Genomic DNA, 18350 nt, shown 5'->3' with positions numbered 1-18350 from the left:
GCCTCGAGCGTGTCCGCCGGCGCCGCGAGCATCGCGCGCAGCGCATCGAGCGCCGCGCGGATGCGCGGTTCGCCCGCGCCGAGGTCGGCGAGTTCGGCGAACAGCGCGGCGGCCGCGTCGGGCTCGCGCGATATCGCGCGCAGCACGTCGAGGCACATCACGTTGCCCGAGCCTTCCCAGATCGAGTTGACGGGCGCCTCGCGGAACAACCGCGCGATCGGGCCGTCGTCGACGTAGCCGTTGCCGCCGAACACTTCCATCACCTCGCCGGTCAGCTCGACCGCGCGCTTGCACACCCAGAATTTCGCGGCGGGCGTGACGATCCGCTTCCACGCGCGTTCGCGCGGCGAGTCGTCGCGCTCGAACGCGTCGGCGAGACGCATCGACAGCGACAGCGCGGCTTCGCTTTCGAGCGCGAGATCGGCGAGCACGGTGCGCATCAGCGGCTGCTCGGCGAGCGCGCGGCCGAACGCATGGCGCTGGCGCGTGTACGCGATCGCCTGCACGACGCCCTGGCGCAGCATCGCCGCGCTGCCGAGCACGCAGTTCAGCCGCGTGGTGGTGGCCATCTCGATGATGGTCGGGATGCCGCGGCCTTCGTCGCCGAGCATGATGCCCCACGCGTCGTTCAGCTCGATCTCGCTGCTCGAGTTGCTGCGGTTGCCGACCTTGTCCTTCAGCCGCTGGATCTCGACCGCGTTCTTCGTGCCGTCCGGCCGCCAGCGCGGCACGTAGAAGCACGACGGGCTGCCGGCTTCGGTGCGTGCGACGACGAGGTGGGCATCGCACATCGGCGCGGAGAAAAACCACTTGTGGCCGCGCAGCCGGTATTCGCCGCCGCGTCCGCCCGCGCCGACCGCGGTCGCGAGTGTCGTGTTCGCGCGCACGTCGGAGCCGCCCTGTTTCTCGGTCATGCCCATGCCGAACCAGATCGAGCGCTTGTCGGCGACCGGCACGTCGCGCGGATCGTAGTCGTTGCTGTAGAGCTTGTCGCGCAGCAGGTCCCACAGCGCGGGCTCCTTCTGCAGCACGGGAATCGCGGCCTGCGTCATCGTCGCCGGGCACAGCGTGCCGGCTTCGATCTGGCCATGCAGGTAGAAGCCGGCCGCGGTCGCGGCCCAGCGGCCGCGGCGCGTGTCGCGGAAGGCGAGCGACACGAAGCCTTCGTGGCGGTACTGGCCGAGCAGCGTGTGCCAGGCCGGGTGGAAGTCGACGCGGTCGATGCGCCGGCCGCGCCGGTCGAAGGTGTGCAGTTCCGGTGTGTGGTGGTTCGCTTCGCCGGCGAGCCGTGCGGTGTCGGCGCTGCCGAGCCGCGCGCCGTAGGCGTCGAGCTGCGGCACGGCCCAGTCGGCGCCCGCGCGGGTGAGCGCGTCGCGCAGCGCGATGTCCGTCGCGAAGAGGTTATAGTCGACCAGTTCGTCGAACTGGTTCGTGACGGCGTGAGTCGATTCGGTCATCGAGGTGGTCTCCGGTCTCATGCTTCGCGGGCGGCCGGCGTCATGCCGCACGGATGACGCGTCGGCGTTGGCGCCGGCTCCGGCCCCCGGTAAAACGCATGCCCTGCTGATTTCCAGAGTAGCAAATATGCCGCCGCGACATGTTCAGGTTCCGGCGCCGCCCGGTCAGCCGGCGGCGCAACCCGCGCCCGCCTTGCGTCGCCGGCCGCGCCAGTCGCGCGCGCAGGCGAGTTCCGACGCGCTGCAGCAGGCGTTCGTTCAGCTTTTGCTCGAACGCGGCTACGCGAAGGCGACGATTCGCGAGATCGCGGCGGTCGCGGGCGTCAGCATCGGCACCTTCTACGAATATTTCGGCGACAAGCAGAGCCTCGCGGCGCTCTGCATCCACCGGCACGTGCAGGCGTTGGCCGACCGGCTGCGCGACGCCATCGCGCGGCTGCGCGGCGCGCCGCGGGCCGAACTGGCCGCCGCGCTCGTCGACCTGCAGGTCGAGGCGATCGGCGCCGACGCGGCGCTGTGGGGCGCGCTCTTCGCGCTGGAGCGGCAGGTGTCGCCGCTCACCGCCTACCGCCGGCATTACGACGCGTACGTCGCGCTGTGGCGCGACGCGCTCGCGCACGCGGCCGACCCGCCACCCGCCGCGCGGCTCGACGGGCTCGCGCGGATGGCGCACACGATCTGCTACGGCGGGCTTTCGCAGGCGTTGCTGACGCTGGGGCCCGCGTTCGACATCGCCGCGCTGCGCGACGAACTGTGGGCCGTGCTGCTCGCCTACCTGGCGGCAGCCGGCCGGTAGCATTCACTAGGGGAAATGCCTGATTCGCATGTCGCCCCGGCAGGCTAGCCTTGCCGCTGCGCGCCCCTCTGCGCGAGTCATGAGAAAAATGCATGGCCGCCATGACGAACTTTCGATTGTCCACCGATATTGGCTCGGGCTAAATCGTGCGACAGATGCAGGCCGTGCGCGTCGCGCGCGGCCGCCCGAAGGACATCAGAAGGAGGAGTCATGCGAAGCGCGACCGCGCCCCGTTCGAAACTGCCCGACGTCGGGACGACGATCTTCACGGTGATCGGCCAACTGGCTGCCCGGCACGATGCGTTGAACCTGTCGCAGGGGGCGCCGAATTTCGCGCCCGATCCGGCGCTCGTCGAAGGCGTTGCGCGCGCGATGCGCGACGGGCACAACCAGTACGCGCCGATGGCCGGCGTCATGGCGCTGCGCGAGCGGCTCGCTGAAAAAACCGAAGCGCTGTACGGCGCGCACTACGACCCGGCCACGGAAATCACGGTGATTGCCAGCGCGAGCGAAGGGCTCTACGCGGCGATCAGCGCGCTCGTGCATCCGGGCGACGAGGTGATCTACTTCGAGCCGTCGTTCGACAGCTATGCGCCGATCGTGCGGCTGCAGGGCGCGACGCCGGTGGCAATCAAGCTGTCGCCGGAGCATTTCCGCGTGAACTGGGACGAAGTCGCCGCGGCGATCAACCCGCGCACGCGGATGATCATCGTGAACACGCCGCACAACCCGACCGCGACCGTGTTTTCCGCCGACGATCTCGAACGGCTCGCGCAGCTCACGCGCGATACCGGCATCGTGATCCTGTCCGACGAAGTGTATGAGCACGTCGTGTTCGACGGCGCGCAGCACCAGAGCATGGCGCGCCATCGCGAGCTGGCCGAGCGCAGCGTGATCGTGTCGTCGTTCGGCAAGTCGTTCCACGTGACGGGCTGGCGGGTCGGCCATTGCCTCGCGCCGGCCGAGCTGATGGACGAGATCCGCAAGGTGCACCAGTTCATGGTGTTCGCGGCCGACACGCCGATGCAGGTCGCATTCGCGGAGATCCTCGCGCGGCCGGACAGCTATCTCGGCCTGTCGGCGTTCTACCAGGCCAAGCGCGACCTGCTCGCGCGCGAGCTGGCCGATTCGCGTTTCGAGCTGCTGCCGAGCGAAGGCTCGTTCTTCATGCTCGCGCGCTTCCGGCACTTCTCGGACGAAAGCGACAGCGATTTCGTGCTGCGCCTGATCCGCGACGCGCGCGTCGCGACGATTCCGCTGTCGGCGTTCTATACCGACGGAACCGACGCCGGCGTGATCCGGCTCAGTTTTTCGAAGGACGACGCGACGCTGATCGAAGGCGCGCGGCGGCTGCGTTCGCTGTAGGCCCGTACGGAAACCGGCGACGGGCACCCGGCGAGGGGAGCGTCGCACCGACCAGACACAGGAGATCACGATGAAGCACACGGCCACCCTGAAACTCGCGTTCGCACTCGCGTGCGCAATCGGCTCCGGCGCAGCGTTCGCCGAGGCGCAGACGTTGCGCTTCGGCCTCGAGGCGCAATACCCGCCGTTCGAATCGAAAGCGCCGAACGGCGACCTGCAAGGCTTCGACATTGACGTCGGCAATGCGGTCTGCCAGACGGCGAAGCTGTCGTGCAAATGGGTCGAGACGTCGTTCGACGGCCTGATCCCCGCGCTGCAGGGCCGCAAGTTCGACGCGATCAACTCGGCGATGAACGCGACCGAGCAGCGGCGCCAGGCGATCGACTTCACGACGATCATCTATCGCGTGCCGACCCAGCTGATCGCACGCACCGGCAGCGGCCTGCTGCCGACGCCGGAGTCGCTGAAAGGCAAGCGTGTCGGCGTGCTGCAGGCGTCGATCCAGGAAACCTTCGCGAAGGCGCACTGGGAGCCGGCCGGCGTCGCGGTCGTCGCGTACCAGGACCAGAACCAGGCGTACGCGGACCTCGTGGCCGGCCGCCTCGACGCGACGCTGGTGCTCGCACCGTCCGGCCAGCGCGGCTTCCTGTCGCGTCCGGACGGCAAGGGCTTCTCGTTCGTCGGCCAGCCCGTGCGCGACGACAAGATTCTCGGCAATGGCATCGCATTCGGGCTGCGTAAAGGCGACAGCGCGCTGAAGGCGAAACTCGATGCGGCGATCGACAAGCTGAAGGCGGACGGCACGGTGAAGTCGCTCGGCCTGAAGTATTTCGGCGATATCGACATCTCGGCGAAGTAAGCGGAGCCGCGCGCGATGCAGAACCGGAACACGGCCGCCGTGGGTGGCGAACAGGGCGGCGCATCGCTGTCGGGTGATGCGGTCGAAGCCCTGCTCGTCGCCGAACTGGGCGATGCGCTCGTTACGCGCTCGGTGGATATCGATCCGCGTTACTTCACCGCGTACAACGAGCCGGCCGGCGTGCGGCCGCGCGCGCTGGTGCGACCACGGAGTGTCGACGACGTGTCGCGCACGCTCGCGCTCTGTGCGCGGCTCGGCCAGCCGGTCGTGCCGCAGGGCGGTTTGACGGGACTTGCGCGCGGCGCGGTCGCGCTCGGCGGCGAGGTGGTGCTGTCGATGGAGCGCTTCGCGGGCATCGAGGCACTCGACGCGGCGGCCGGCACGATGACGGTACGCGCCGGAACGCCGCTGCAGACGGTGCAGGAAGCCGCGGAAGCGGCGGGTTTCACGTTCGGCGTCGATCTTGGCGCACGCGGCTCATGCCAGATCGGCGGCATGCTCGCGACCAATGCGGGCGGCACGCGCGCGATCCGCTACGGGATGATGCGCGAGCAGGTACTCGGGCTCGAGGCCGTGCTCGCGGACGGCACGGTCGTGTCGTCGATGAACCGGATGCTGAAGAACAATGCGGGCTACGACCTCAAGCAGCTGTTCATCGGCAGCGAGGGGACGCTCGGCGTCGTCACGCGCGCGGTGCTGCGGCTGCATCCGCTGCTGGCCGCGCCGGCCACGGCGCTCTGCCGCGTGCGCGACTACGACGCGGTGGTCGCGCTGTGGAACCGCGTGCGCACGCTGCCGGAGGTCGTCAGCTTCGAGGCGATGTGGCCGGCGTTCTACGACTACGTCGCGCGTCATACGCAGGGCGTTTCGGCACCGTTTGTCGGCGACGCTGGCTTCGCGGTGCTGATCGAATGCGCGACGAGCGCGCCGGGCGGCGACGCGCATCATGCGCTGGAAACCGGTCTCGCGGCGGGGTTCGACGCAGGGCTCGTGGAGGATGCGGTGCTCGCGACGTCGGAGCGGCAGGCGCGTGACCTGTGGACGCTGCGTGAAGGACTCGCGATCGACGCGCTGCCGCATCTCGTCAACTTCGACGTGAGCCTGCCGACGGGCGAACTCGGCGCGTTCGCCGAGCGCTGCGAGGCGGCGTTGAGGGCGCACTGGCCGGACGGCACGTGCCTGTTCTTCGGCCACGTCGGCGACGGCAACGTGCATATCGGCGTGTCGCTGGCCGGGATGACCGACACGGACCTCGATGCGCTCGATCACTGCGTGTACGCGGTGGTGCGTGACATGGGCGGCTCGGTGTCGGCCGAGCACGGGATCGGCGTGCTCAAGCGCGCTTATCTCGCGCATACGCGCAGCGACGCGGAAATCGGATTGATGCGACGACTGAAGGCCGCGCTGGATCCGTGCGGCATCCTGAATCCCGGCAAAGTGCTTTAACGAGACCGATCGCCGTTGTTCGTGCGAATCGGCCTGCGCGATCCGTCAACCATCCACCCAGCGCAGCGCACCGATCTTCAGGTGTTCGACGACGCTGCGCGCCCAGTCGAGTTCGGCATTGAGCAGCACGAGCGCATGCTCGTTCTGCAGCAGGAACAGGCGCGGTACCTGATCGGCCTGCGCGGTGGCGCGCAGCGTTTCGAGGCGCTCGCGCTCGGCGTCGAGCCGCGTGATTCGAAGCTCCAGCTGGTGGCGTGCATCTTCGGCGTCGAGCAGCGGCAGGAACGCGAGACCGGCGCCGAACGCCGGGAATTCACGCGCGGGCTCCGCGAGCAGCGTGTGCAGCCACGCCTGCCCGGCCGTGTGCCCGGCCTCGGTCAGCGCATACAGCGTGCGCTCCGGAAACGCGCCGTCGCGCTCGGTGTCGTGCACGGCGATCAGCCCGTCGCGCAGCAGCCGGTCGATCGTCTGGTAGAGGCTCGTGCGCTGGCGCACGTTGACGACTTCGTCGTACCCGCGAGCCTTCAGTTGCTGCAGCATCCCGTACGGATGCATCGGCGTTTCGGTGAGCGTCGCGAGGACGGCCAGCGCAAGCGGAGACAGACGACCGGTGGACATGAATAGTTATTCAATATCTAGTAAGAATATAACTATTCTCAACCAGACTATCATATTTCACAAGGGTTTCAGCCGAGGTGTGAGCGCTTCGCGGCCGGCGCAACGGTTTCCATCGTCGCGAGACCGTGCACGATGCCGCAATCCTCGACCGAATGTTCGCCGACGCACTGGCGGCGCAATTCGGTGAGCTGGTCGCGCAGGTGCGTGAGTTCCGCGAGGCGCGCATCGACGTGCCCGATGTGCTCGTCGAGCAGCGAATTGATCGAATCGCAGGGGTCGGCCGGCGTGTCGGTGAGCTGGAGCAGCGCGCGGATTTCGTCGTGCGCCATGTCGAGCGCGCGGCAGTTGCGGATGAAGCGCAGCCGCTCGACGTGCACGTCGGTGTAGTTGCGGTAGTTCGAGTCGGTGCGCTCCGCATCCGGCATCAGACCCTCTTTCTCGTAGAAACGGATCGTCTCGGGTGTGCAGCGGGCCGCTTTGGCCAGTTCGCCGATCTTCATACCTTTCTCCCGTGCAAGGGTTGACCTTGTAGTGGCTTCAGGGTGTTAACTCTACACCGTTAGCCATTGAGGAGGTTGTCATGACCGACGCCCAGCGTACCCACGACCCACGACACCGTCATGCCGGCGGCGGCGCCCCGTGCTGCGCCGACGCGCACGATACGGATACGGCGACCGTTGCCGATGCGGCGCCGTCGGCCGGCGAGCACGCGCACGGCGAGGTCGCTGCAGCGCGCGGCGCGCAGTCGCATGCGCGCAGCCACGATCATGAACATGATCATGGGCACGCGGGTCGTGAAGAGGGTCACGTCCACGGCGCCGGTTGCAGCCACGGCAGCGGCAAGGAACACGACCACGACCAGGGTCATGACCATGCACACGAGCACGGTGACGGGCATGTCCATGGCGCCGCCCGTGCACACGGCAACGCCGCGCGCGACCATGCCGGTCACGACCACGACCACGACCACGACCACGACCACGCGGCCGGCGATTGCTGCGCGCCTGCCGCGCTGACGCTCGCGCCGCTGCCGGTTGCGCAGGCGACCGCGTCGGGTCACGTGCGCTCCGCATTCCGGATCATGCAGATGGACTGCCCGACCGAGGAAACGCTGATCCGCAAGAAGCTCGGCGCGATGGGCGAGGTGTCGGCGCTCGAATTCAACCTGATGCAGCGGATGCTGACGGTCGAGCACGTGCCGGACGCCCAGCCGGCGATCGAAGGCGCGATCCGCTCGCTCGGGATGACGCCCGAGGCGGCAGCGCCCGGCGGACCGGCCGCGCGCGTCGCCGACGCGCCCGCGAAGCCGTGGTGGCCGCTGGCGCTCGCCGGTGTCGCCGCGATCGCGTCCGAAGGCGCGACCTGGGCGGGCCTGCCCGTGTGGCTGTCGGCGGCGCTTGCGCTCGCGGCGGTGCTCGCGTGCGGGCTCACCACGTACAAGAAGGGCTGGATCGCGATCCGCAACGGCAACCTGAACATCAACGCGCTGATGAGCATCGCGGTGACGGGCGCGATGGCGATCGGCCAGTGGCCGGAAGCCGCGATGGTGATGGTGCTGTTCACGATTGCGGAATTGATCGAAGCGAAGTCGCTGGACCGGGCGCGCAATGCGATCCAGGGGCTGATGCAGCTCGCGCCGGACACCGCGACCGTGCAGGGCGTCGACGGGTCGTGGCACACGATCGAGGCTGCGCAGGTGGCGCTCGGTGCAGTCGTGCGCGTGAAGCCGGGCGAGCGGATCGGGCTGGACGGCGAAGTCGTCGCGGGCCGCTCGACGGTGAACCAGGCGCCGATCACCGGCGAGAGCCTGCCCGTCGAAAAGACGACCGGCGACGCCGTGTACGCGGGCACGATCAATGAATCGGGCTCGTTCGACTATCGCGTGACGGCCGTCGCGGCCAACTCGACGCTCGCGCGGATCATCCATGCGGTTGAAGAAGCGCAAGGCGCGAAGGCGCCGACGCAGCGCTTCGTCGACCAGTTCGCACGCGTCTACACGCCGATCGTGTTCGCGGTCGCGCTGCTGGTCGCGGTGGCGCCGCCGCTCGTGATGGGCGGTGCGTGGCACGACTGGATCTACCGCGCGCTGGTGCTGCTCGTGATCGCGTGCCCGTGCGCACTGGTGATCTCGACGCCGGTGACGATCGTGTCGGGGCTCGCGGCAGCCGCACGACGCGGGATTCTTGTGAAGGGCGGCGTGTACCTGGAAGAAGGGCGCAAGCTCGCGTGGCTCGCGCTCGACAAGACCGGCACGATCACGCACGGCAAGCCGGTGCAGACCGACTTCGACCTGCACGCGACCGACGCCGATGACGCACGTGTGCGGCACCTCGGCGCGAGCCTTGCGGCGCGCTCCGATCACCCGGTGTCGCAGGCGATCGCAACGGCTGCCCGCGATGCCGGCATGACGGCATTTGCCGATGTACAGGACTTCGAAGCGATCGTCGGGCGCGGCGTGCGCGGCACGATCGACGGCACGTGCTACTGGCTCGGCAACCACCGCCTCGCCGAGGAGCTCGAGCGCTGCTCGACGGCCCTCGAAGCGAAGCTCGATGCGCTCGAGCGGCAGGGCAAGAGCGTCGTGGTGCTGGTCGACGCAGCGCGCGTGCTCGGCATCTTCGCGGTGGCCGACACGATCAAGGACACGAGCCGTGAAGCGATCGCCGATCTGCATGCGCTCGGCATCCGCACCGCGATGCTGACCGGCGACAACCCGCATACCGCGGAGGCGATCGCGCAGCAGGCCGGCATCGACGACGCACGTGGCAATCAGTTGCCGGAAGACAAGCTCGCGGCAGTCGAGGAGCTGTCGGCCGGCGGCGCGGGCGCGGTCGGGATGGTCGGCGACGGGATCAACGACGCACCGGCGCTCGCGCGCGCCGACATCGGTTTCGCGATGGGCGCGATGGGCACCGACACGGCGATCGAGACGGCCGACGTCGCGCTGATGGACGACGACCTGCGCAAGATTCCCGCGTTCGTGCGGCTGTCGCGTGCGACGCATCGCGTACTGGTTCAGAACATCGGCTTCGCGCTCGGCGTGAAGATCGTGTTCCTCGGCCTCACGGTCGCGGGGCTCGGCACGATGTGGATGGCGGTCTTCGCCGACGCGGGCGCAAGCCTGATCGTCGTGGCCAACGGTTTGCGGCTGCTGTCGTCCTCGGGGGCGTTCGGCGGCGCGCAGGCCAAGCGTTGAGGAGCGGGCGATGAGCTTTCTGAAACGAATCCTGAGCGGCCACGGCGGTGGCCATGGCGGCGGGCACGGCAACGGCGGCCACGGCGGCGGGCATCACGGCGGGCAGCGCCGGGACGGGCATGGCGGTCACGATGCGCGCGGCCGCGATCGCCATGGCTGGGGCTGGCAGGCGCCGGCCGATAGCCGAAGCGCGCAGGGTGGCGGCAACGTGCCGTTGAGCCAGCTCGCCTGTGCGGGCTGCGGTGCGCTCAATGCGACGGACGCGCGTTTCTGCGCGCAGTGCGGTGCCGCGCAACGCGGCAAGTCCTGCAGCCGCTGCCATTCGGCGCTGGCGGCCGACGCGCGGTTCTGTCCCGGGTGCGGGACGCAGGCTGTGTAAGTCAGTGTGTCGGCCATCCGCGCCGGCGGCGTGCGAACGCCGGCCGGCGCGCCTCGTTTCAGGGCCGGCGCGCACCGGCCTTTCGATCAGCGCAGCGGCAGGTAGATTTCCGTGCGCAGATCGGCCGGCGCCGCATCCATCGGCGTATTGAGGTACAGCTCGAACGGCGGCGCGTCGGCGGCTTCGCGGCCCGAGTGACGCAGCCAGTCGCCGTAGAGCCACTGGTAGGCCGTCTTCAGATCCGCATACGGTCCCGTATGCAGCAGCACCGCATATTCGCCGCCCGCGACCGTCGCGCGCTCCACCGGCGGCGCGGGTTCGATGTCAGGTGCGCCGTCGGCCGGCATGAAGCAGGCTTTCGCGCGCAGCTGCGCCTCGGGCGTCGTGTCCGGATCGTCGTAAAAAATGCCGATCATCTTCGCGCCCGGGCCGATCAGCCCGCGCGGACCGGCCCACGCACCGATCCGAGCGAACGCGTCGCCGACCTTCAGGTACGAACCGGTGTGCGCCACTGCATAGCCGTGTAATTCCGGCAGCCGCCGGATCTCGACTTCATGCTTGAACATGTCTTCTTCTCCTCGCTGTAACGGATAGATGGGCCGGTGGCTGCCCGTGCGCCGGTGCTGCACGGGCGGCACGCCGTAGGCGTCGCGAAACGCCCGCGCGAACGCGTGCGTCGAACCGTAGCCGGCGCGCCGCGCGATCTCGTCGATCGGCCGCGCCGTGCACACGAGATCCTCGGATGCGCGCACGATCCGCATCCGCCGCACCGTCAGCACGATCGACTCGCCATACAGCGCGCGATAGACGCGCTGCCAGTGATACGGCGACAGGCACGCGACTTCGGCGAGCCGGTTCAGGTCGAGCGGGCCGTCGAGGTGTGCATGAATGTACGCGTGGACGCGCGCCACGCTGGCCGCGTAGCGAATCCAGGCGGGCTGGTCGGGTTTCGTTTCGACGGTCATCGGCGTGTCCGGGCAGGAACCGACGTCACGGTAGCACGGCCCGATTTGATAAATCTTGCGGAAATGCGTAGGAGGCCGACGAATCGCACCCTTTTTATTTTGACGAAATGGGGTCTTGCCCCTCCGAGATCTAGAACTAAAGTTAAAGACGGTGAAATCGGGTGATCGCGTCATTTTTCTCGGGTAAGTTGCTCCGTCGGGGCAGCACGTTTTTCGAAGTACGCAGGTAGTTCGTCGATGTCCAATCGCAACACCACGTTTTCGGGAGAAGAAGAAATGGATGCTTCCAGCTTCATCACGTCGCTGCAGACCACGCTAGGGGGGTATCTGCCAAAGATTGCCGGCGCGATCGGCATTCTGGTGATCGGCTGGCTGATCGCCGTCGCGGTGCGGGCCGGCGCGATGCGCCTGCTCGGCGCGCTGAAGGTCGATCAGCGGATCAACGAAAGCACCGGCCAGGGCGCCTACGTCGAGCGCATCATCGCGGGCGGGCTGTTCTGGCTCGTGCTGCTGGTCACCGCGGTGGGCATCTTCAACGTGCTCAACCTGTATGCGGTCTCCAACCCGTTCTCGCTGCTCGTCACGCATATCGTCAACTACCTGCCGAACCTGATCGGCGGCGCGGCGCTGACGCTGATCGCGTGGCTCATCGCGTCGCTGCTGCGCAGCCTCGCGAACCGCGCGCTGAAGGCGAGCAAGATCGACGACAAGCTGTCCGAAGGCGCCGGTATGCAGCCGATGGCCGGCTATCTCGGCGACGTGCTGTTCTGGCTCGTGATCCTGATGTTCCTGCCGGCGATCCTCGGATCGTTCGCGCTGTCGGGGCTGCTGTCGCCGGTGCAGGGGATGGTCGACAAGCTGCTCGCGATCGTGCCGAACATTTTCGCGGCCGCGGTGATCGGCTTCGTCGGCTGGATCGTCGCACGCGTGCTGCGCGGCCTCGTGACGAACCTGCTCGTCGCCGCCGGCGCCGACCGCCTCACGCAGCGCCTCGACAGCCCGACGCCCGTGCGCGTGTCGAGCCTGGTCGGCACGATCGTCTACGTGTTCGTGTTCGTGCCGACGCTGATCTCCGCGCTCGACGCGCTGAAGATCGACGCGATCTCGGTGCCGGCCACCAACATGCTGAACCAGTTCCTCGGTGCGGTGCCGGACATCGTCGCGGCGATCGTGATCGTGCTGGTGACCTTCTACTTCGCGCGCTTCGTCGCGTCGCTCGCGCAGAAGCTGCTGGAAGCCGCGGGCGCCGACGGGCTGCCGGCCGTGCTCGGTGTCGAGCGCGTGTTCTCGGGGATCCTGCAGCCGTCGGTGCTGGTCGCGCGGCTGATCGTGTTCTTCGCGATGCTGTTCGCGTCGGTCGAGGCCGCGAACCGGCTCGGCTTCACGCAGGTGCGCGACGTCGTCACCCTCTTCATCGAATTCGGCGGCCACGTACTGATGGGCGGCGTGATCCTCGTGATCGGCGTGTGGCTCGCGGGCCTCGCGCGTCGCGTGATCGAGCAGGCCGACCGCGAGCACAGCGTGTTGTTCGCGCGCATCGCGCAATTCGCGATCCTGGGCCTCGTGTTCGCGATGGGGCTGCGTGCGATGGGCATCGCGAACGAGATCGTCCAGCTTGCATTCGGCCTCGTGCTCGGCGCGATCGCGGTGGCGGTGGCGCTGTCGTTCGGTCTCGGCGGTCGCGAGGCGGCCGGCAAGCTGCTCGACCGCTGGTTCAACCAGCGCGGCGGCGGCCAGTAAAGCCACCGTCGAGCATCCGTCCGGCCGCGCTGCATGGCCGGACGGCACGGCGGCGGCGTGTGCATCCCGCCGGGCGAGAACGGCACGCGACAGCGTTCGCTCGTGCGGCGCCGGCGGCGCCCGGCTGTTGGCGAAGGCTGTCGCTGTGCCGCCTGCGGCGTGTCGGCTTCGTCAGCCGTTCCGGGTCTGCATTTCTGCAAGCGAAATGTCAGCCGCGATCTTTGCCGAATTTCGATAACACGTCGTTTAATGACTCTCTAGCATCGATTCTCAGTCGCGCAGGCCGCCAGGCCCGGCGCCTTTGAGGAGAGAGTCCGATGAAAGCAGAGTCGAATGGCCGGCCCGCCGCCGGCGCCAAGTCGTCCGGCCAGCCCGCGCTGCAGCAGACGCTCGGGACCTGGCAACTGTGGGGCATCGCGGTCGGCCTCGTGATTTCCGGCGAGTACTTCGGCTGGAGCTACGGCTGGGCGAGCGCCGGCACGCTGGGCTTCGTCGTCACCGCGCTGTTCGTCGCGGCGATGTACACCACCTTCATCTTCAGTTTCACCGAGCTGACGACGTCGATCCCGCACGCGGGCGGCCCGTTCGCGTATGCGCGCCGTGCGTTCGGCTCGACCGGCGGCTATCTCGCCGGTGCCGCGACACTCGTCGAGTTCGTGTTTGCACCGCCCGCGATCGCACTCGCGATCGGCGCGTACCTGCACGTGCAGTTCCCGGGCCTCGAGCCCAAGCATGCGGCAATGGGCGCGTATCTCGTATTCATGGCGCTGAACATCGTCGGCGTGCAGATCGCGGCGACCTTCGAGCTGGTCGTCACGCTGCTCGCGATCTTCGAGCTGCTGGTGTTCATGGGCGTCGTGTCGCCGGGCTTCGCGTGGAGCAATTTCATGAAGGGCGGCTGGTCGGGCGCCGATCATTTCAGCATGGGCGCGTTCCACGGGATGTTCGCGGCGATCCCGTTCGCGATCTGGTTCTTCCTCGCGATCGAAGGCGTCGCGATGGCCGCCGAGGAAGCGAAGAATCCGAAGCGCTCGATCCCGATCGCGTATGTGGCCGGGATCCTGACCCTCGTTGCACTCGCGATCGGCGTGATGGTGTTCGCCGGAGGCGCGGGCGACTGGACCAAGCTCGCGAACATCAACGATCCGCTGCCGCAGGCGATGAAGTACATCGTCGGCGCGAACAGCGGCTGGATGCACATGCTCGTGTGGCTGGGGCTGTTCGGGCTGGTCGCGTCGTTCCACGGGATCATCCTCGGTTATTCGCGCCAGATCTTCGCGCTGGCCCGCGAAGGCTACCTGCCCGAATGGCTCGGCAAGGTGCATCCCCGCTTCAAGACGCCGCATCGCGCGATTCTCGCGGGCGGCGTGGTCGGCATCGCGGCGATCTACAGCGACGAGCTGATCCAGTTCGGCGGGCAGACGCTGACCGCGAATATCGTGACGATGTCGGTATTCGGTGCGATCGTGATGTATATCGTGAGCATGGCGTCGCTGTTCAAGCTGCGCCGCTCGCAGCCGAACATGGCGCGGCCGTTCCGCGCGCCGCTGTACCCGATCTTCCCGGCGTTCGCGATCCTGGCCGCGTTGGTCTGTCTCGGTACGATGGTGTACTTCAACGGGCTGGTCGCGCTGGTGTTCCTCGGCTTCCTCGCGTTCGGCTACGCGTACTTCCTCGCGACGCGTTCGCAGCGTGCGAGTGCGCCCGGCGATGCGTTGCTGGAGGAGTGAGCAGGGTGAAGGTGAACGTGAAAGGCCGTTCCTGACGGCATCCGGCGCGCCCCGTCGAACGGGCGCGCCGTCGGCTTTAGGCAAGGAGATTCGTTAATGTCCTATACGGAGACGATCGGTTCGCGCACGTACCGTTTCGCGGACCTGAAGACGCTGCTCGCGAAGGCGAGCCCGCTGCGTTCCGGCGACCAGCTCGCCGGTGTCGCGGCGGCGAGCGAGGAGGAGCGCGTCGCCGCGAAGATCGCGCTCGCGGGCGTGCCGCTGAAGGCATTCCTGAACGAAGCGGTGATCCCGTATGAAGACGACGAGGTCACGCGCCTCATCGTCGACGATCACGACGCGGCTGCCTTCGCGGACATCTCGCACCTCACCGTCGGCGATTTCCGCAACTGGCTGCTGTCGCCGGCCGCCGACGGCGCGGCGCTCGAACGGATCGCGCCGGGCCTCACGCCCGAGATGGTCGCGGCCGTGTCGAAGCTGATGCGCAACCAGGACCTGATCGCGGCGGCGCGGAAGCGCCGCGTCGTCACGCGCTTTCGCAACACGGTCGGGCTGCCGGGCCGGATGTCGGTGCGGCTGCAGCCGAACCACCCGACCGACGACGTGAAGGGCATCGCCGCATCGATGCTCGACGGGCTGATGTACGGCTGCGGCGACGCGATGATCGGCATCAACCCGGCCACCGACAGCCTCGCGGCGATCGTGAAGCTGCTCGCGATGATCGACGGGTTCCGCGAACGCTACGGCGTGCCGACGCAGTCGTGCGTGCTCACGCACGTGACCAACACGATCGCGGCGGTCGAGAAGGGCGCGCCGGTCGATCTCGTGTTCCAGTCGATCGCGGGCACCGAGAAGGCGAACGCGAGCTTCGGCATCTCGCTCGCGCTGCTCGGCGAGGCGCGCGAGGCCGCGTTGTCGCTCAAGCGCGGCACGGTCGGCAACAACCTGATGTACTTCGAGACGGGGCAAGGCAGTGCGCTGTCGGCGAACGCGCACTTCGGCGTCGACCAGCAGACCTGCGAAGTGCGCGCGTATGCGGTGGCGCGCAAGTTCGACCCGTTCCTCGTGAATACGGTGGTCGGCTTCATCGGGCCGGAATACCTGTACGACGGCAAGCAGATCATCCGTGCGGGGCTCGAGGATCACTTCTGCGGGAAGCTGCTCGGCGTGCCGATGGGCTGCGACATCTGCTACACGAACCACGCGGAAGCCGACCAGGACGACATGGACACGCTGTTGACGCTGCTCGGTGCGGCCGGCATCAACTTCATCATGGGGATTCCGGGCGCGGACGACGTGATGCTGAACTACCAGAGCACGTCGTTCCACGACCAGCTCTACGTGCGCGAGGTGCTCGGCCTGCGCCGCGCGCCGGAATTCGAGGAGTGGCTGGAGACGATGGAGATCGCCGACGCGCACGGTGCGTTGCGCGCCGCGACGTCGCGCGTGCCGCTGCTCGCGGGCGCGAACGACTGGATGGGGATTTCGGCATGAGCGACGCCGTCGAAAAGAACCCGTGGGCGCAGCTGAAGTCGTTCACGAATGCACGGATCGCGCTCGGCCGCGCGGGCAACAGCCTGCCGACCGCGCCGCTGCTCGCGTTCAACCTGTCGCATGCGCAGGCGCGTGACGCGGTGCACCAGCCGCTCGACGTGGACGCGCTGCGGCGGGAGATCGAGGCGGCCGGCTTCGCGACGCTTGGCGTGCAGAGCGCGGCGCCCGATCGTCAGCATTACCTGCGCCGGCCCGACCTCGGCCGCAAGCTGTCGGATGAAGGGCGCGCGCTGCTGGCTGCGCACGGCGATGCGGTGAGCGGCGATGGGCCCGACGTCGTGTTCGTGGTCGGCGACGGGTTGTCGGCGTTCGCGGCCGCGAAACAGGCATTGCCGTTGCTGCAGGCGGTGCGGCCGCGGCTCGATGCGGACGGCTGGCGGATCGGCCCGGTGGTGGTCGCGACGCAGGCGCGTGTCGCGCTCGGCGACGAGATCGGCGAGCTGCTGCGCGCGAAGGTCGTCGCGATGCTGATCGGCGAGCGGCCGGGGCTCAGCTCGCCGGACAGCCTCGGCGTGTACCTGACGTGGGCGCCGAAGGTCGGCTGCCACGATGCATTGCGTAACTGCATCTCGAACGTGCGGCCCGAAGGGCTGCCGTACGCGGGGGCCGCGCACAAGCTGCATTACCTGATGACGCATGCGCGCCGGCTCGGGCTGACGGGTGTCGGGCTGAAGGACGACAGTGATGCGTTGCTGCCGCAGGCGGAGGCGGAGCGGATCGGGGCGGATTGAAAAGGGGCGCGCGGACTGCGGTTCGCGGCAGGATTCGCGCGGTGCGAGCTGCCTGCGGGGTGGCTACCTGAACAACCGCTCGCACAGAAAATCGACGAACACGCGCAGCTTCGGCGACAACTGCCGGCTCGACGGCCACACGATCGAGAACTGCCCCGGTGCGATCCGGTAGTCGTCGAGCACGGTGACGAGTGCGCCCTGTTCGAGCGCGTCGCGCGCGAGGAAGTCGGGCATGTAGCCGATGCCGAGCCCCGCGAGCACGGTGCCGCGCAGCGCCTCCATGTTGTTGCAGGTCAGCGCGGTGCGCAGCTTCAGCGGCGTGCCGTCGTCGGCCGCGAGCGCCCAGTCCTGCAGCTTGCCGGTGGTCGGGAAGCAGTAGCGCACGCAGTCGTGCGCTTCGAGATCGCGCGGCGTGCGCGGCGTGCCGGCCTGCGCGAGATACGCGGGCGTCGCGCACAGCACGAACGCGAACGGGCCGAGCCGCCGCGACATCAGGCTCGAATCCGACAGCGGGCCGCTGCGGATCACCGCGTCGAAGCCGCCTTCGACGACGTCCACCATCCGGTCGTTGAAATCGAGATCGAGCTCGACGTCCGGGTAGCGCTGCCGGAATTCAGGCAGCACCGGCAGCAGGAAGCGGTAGCCGATCACCGGCAGGCTCACGCGCAGCTTGCCGCGCGGGCGCTGCGCGGAGGCCGTCACGGTCGCTTCCGCGTCGCGGAAATCCTCGAGGATCCGCTGGCAGCGTTCGTAGAAGTGCCGACCTTCTTCGGTGAGCGTGACGCGCCGCGTCGTGCGGTTGAACAGGCGCACGCCGAGCGACTGTTCGAGTTTCGCGATCGTCTTGCCGACCGCCGACGCCGAGATGCCGAGCACGCGGCCGGCCGCGACGAAGCTCAAGGCTTCGGCGGTGCGGACGAAGGCGACGATGCCGGTCAGGTTTTCCATCGAATCGAAGGCGTGCGTCGATGCACGTGGCCAAGTGAATTGCGGAATTCTAGTCCGTTATATACGGAGCTTCGCGTGGTTTTTCGCCGATTGAATCGGATTTATCTTCTGTCGCTCTGACGGCGCATCCGCGCCGGCTTTTCGAGGAGCGATGATGGATCACCCTTTTTCAGACGCGTCGGACCCGTCGGCACGCCGGCGCGCATGGGTGCTGGCCGCCGTCTGCATGGCCGCCGTCGCGCTGCCGCTGTCGTTTTCGGGCGGCGCGGTCGCGACGCCCGCGATCGGCCGCGACCTGCACGGCGGGACGGTCGCGATGAACTGGATCACCAACGCGTTCATGCTCGCGTTCGGCAGTTTCCTGATGGCGGCCGGCGCGCTGGCCGACCAGTTCGGCCGCAAGCGCCTGTTCGCGATCGGCGTCGGCGGCTTCACGCTGATGTCGGTCGCGCTCGCGTTCGCGCCGTCGATGCTTGCGGTCGACCTGCTGCGCGCCGCCCAAGGGCTCGCGGCGGCCGCGGCGCTGGCGGGCGGCACGGCCGCGCTCGCGCAGGAGTTCGACGGCG

At 68.3% G+C, this 18350-nt stretch carries 17 protein-coding genes; 11 read left to right on the top strand and 6 right to left on the bottom strand.

Annotated features, from left to right (window positions below; genetic code table 11):
* Positions 1-1457: acyl-CoA dehydrogenase family protein (locus F3J15_RS33405; protein WP_166896544.1), on the bottom strand; the 1457-nt coding region annotated here is incomplete at its 3' end.
* Positions 1458-1584: 127 nt separating this feature from the next.
* Here F3J15_RS33405 and F3J15_RS33400 point away from each other — a divergent pair.
* The 4 genes from F3J15_RS33400 to F3J15_RS33385 all read left to right on the top strand — a co-directional run bounded on the left by F3J15_RS33400 (position 1585) and on the right by F3J15_RS33385 (position 5923).
* Positions 1585-2253: a TetR/AcrR family transcriptional regulator gene (locus tag F3J15_RS33400; RefSeq protein ID WP_166896542.1), complete on the top strand. Its 669-nt coding sequence runs from the start codon at positions 1585-1587 to the stop codon at positions 2251-2253.
* A 210-nt stretch (positions 2254-2463) separates the two neighbouring features.
* Positions 2464-3618 (top strand): pyridoxal phosphate-dependent aminotransferase, encoded by a 1155-nt coding sequence (locus tag F3J15_RS33395; RefSeq protein WP_166896540.1) that lies wholly within the window; start codon positions 2464-2466, stop codon positions 3616-3618.
* A gap of 70 nt (positions 3619-3688) precedes the next feature.
* Positions 3689-4477: an ABC transporter substrate-binding protein gene (locus F3J15_RS33390; protein WP_166896538.1), complete on the top strand. Its 789-nt coding sequence runs from the start codon at positions 3689-3691 to the stop codon at positions 4475-4477.
* A gap of 15 nt (positions 4478-4492) precedes the next feature.
* Positions 4493-5923 carry an FAD-binding oxidoreductase gene (locus F3J15_RS33385; RefSeq protein WP_166896536.1) on the top strand — a complete coding sequence of 477 codons (1431 nt, stop codon included), beginning with the start codon at positions 4493-4495 and terminating at the stop codon, positions 5921-5923.
* Positions 5924-5968: 45 nt separating this feature from the next.
* Here the strand turns inward: F3J15_RS33385 and F3J15_RS33380 are convergent, their stop codons facing one another.
* The 3 genes from F3J15_RS33380 to F3J15_RS37940 all read right to left on the bottom strand — a co-directional run bounded on the left by F3J15_RS33380 (position 5969) and on the right by F3J15_RS37940 (position 7601).
* On the bottom strand, positions 5969-6541 hold the full coding sequence (locus F3J15_RS33380; RefSeq protein WP_166896534.1) for a PadR family transcriptional regulator: 573 nt from the start codon (positions 6539-6541) through the stop codon (positions 5969-5971).
* Between the two features lie 68 nt (positions 6542-6609).
* Positions 6610-7041 (bottom strand): Cd(II)/Pb(II)-responsive transcriptional regulator, encoded by a 432-nt coding sequence (gene cadR / locus F3J15_RS33375; protein WP_011350541.1) that lies wholly within the window; start codon positions 7039-7041, stop codon positions 6610-6612.
* A 59-nt stretch (positions 7042-7100) separates the two neighbouring features.
* Positions 7101-7601 carry a hypothetical protein gene (locus F3J15_RS37940; protein ID WP_345891591.1) on the bottom strand — a complete coding sequence of 167 codons (501 nt, stop codon included), beginning with the start codon at positions 7599-7601 and terminating at the stop codon, positions 7101-7103.
* Between the two features lie 27 nt (positions 7602-7628).
* Between F3J15_RS37940 and F3J15_RS33370 the strand changes: the two genes are divergently transcribed.
* Both F3J15_RS33370 and F3J15_RS33365 read left to right on the top strand, forming a co-directional pair.
* Positions 7629-9737: a heavy metal translocating P-type ATPase gene (locus F3J15_RS33370; RefSeq protein WP_240159280.1), complete on the top strand. Its 2109-nt coding sequence runs from the start codon at positions 7629-7631 to the stop codon at positions 9735-9737.
* A gap of 10 nt (positions 9738-9747) precedes the next feature.
* Positions 9748-10116, top strand: coding sequence for a zinc ribbon domain-containing protein (locus F3J15_RS33365; protein ID WP_166896530.1), 369 nt, complete (start codon positions 9748-9750; stop codon positions 10114-10116).
* Between the two features lie 86 nt (positions 10117-10202).
* Here F3J15_RS33365 and F3J15_RS33360 read toward each other — a convergent pair whose 3' ends face one another.
* Complete coding sequence (locus F3J15_RS33360) at positions 10203-11081, bottom strand: AraC family transcriptional regulator (protein ID WP_166896529.1); 879 nt, start codon at positions 11079-11081, stop codon at positions 10203-10205.
* Positions 11082-11357: 276 nt separating this feature from the next.
* Between F3J15_RS33360 and F3J15_RS33355 the strand changes: the two genes are divergently transcribed.
* From F3J15_RS33355 to eutC, 4 genes are all read left to right on the top strand, one after another.
* On the top strand, positions 11358-12821 hold the full coding sequence (locus F3J15_RS33355) for a mechanosensitive ion channel (protein WP_166896527.1): 1464 nt from the start codon (positions 11358-11360) through the stop codon (positions 12819-12821).
* 317 nt (positions 12822-13138) lie between these two features.
* Positions 13139-14551, top strand: coding sequence for an ethanolamine permease (gene eat / locus F3J15_RS33350; protein WP_166896525.1), 1413 nt, complete (start codon positions 13139-13141; stop codon positions 14549-14551).
* 96 nt (positions 14552-14647) lie between these two features.
* The gene (locus F3J15_RS33345) at positions 14648-16045 is read left to right on the top strand and encodes an ethanolamine ammonia-lyase subunit EutB (RefSeq protein ID WP_166896523.1); all 1398 of its coding nucleotides are present in this window, start codon (positions 14648-14650) and stop codon (positions 16043-16045) included.
* Positions 16042-16836 carry an ethanolamine ammonia-lyase subunit EutC gene (gene eutC, locus F3J15_RS33340; RefSeq protein WP_166896521.1) on the top strand — a complete coding sequence of 265 codons (795 nt, stop codon included), beginning with the start codon at positions 16042-16044 and terminating at the stop codon, positions 16834-16836. Before F3J15_RS33345 ends, eutC begins: the two co-directional genes overlap by 4 nt.
* Positions 16837-16899: 63 nt before the next feature.
* On the opposite strand, the gene F3J15_RS33335 is transcribed toward eutC, so the two are convergent.
* The gene (locus F3J15_RS33335; protein ID WP_166896519.1) at positions 16900-17784 is read right to left on the bottom strand and encodes a LysR family transcriptional regulator; all 885 of its coding nucleotides are present in this window, start codon (positions 17782-17784) and stop codon (positions 16900-16902) included.
* Positions 17785-17938: 154 nt separating this feature from the next.
* On the opposite strand from F3J15_RS33335, the gene F3J15_RS33330 reads away from it, so the two are divergent.
* Positions 17939-18350: MFS transporter (locus F3J15_RS33330; protein ID WP_166896517.1), on the top strand; the 412-nt coding region annotated here is incomplete at its 3' end.

The sequence above is a fragment of the Burkholderia sp. Ap-955 genome (genome assembly GCF_011753045.1).
Classification (GTDB): Bacteria; Pseudomonadota; Gammaproteobacteria; order Burkholderiales; family Burkholderiaceae; genus Burkholderia; species Burkholderia lata_D.
This window is presented reverse-complemented; position numbering and strand designations above follow the sequence as displayed.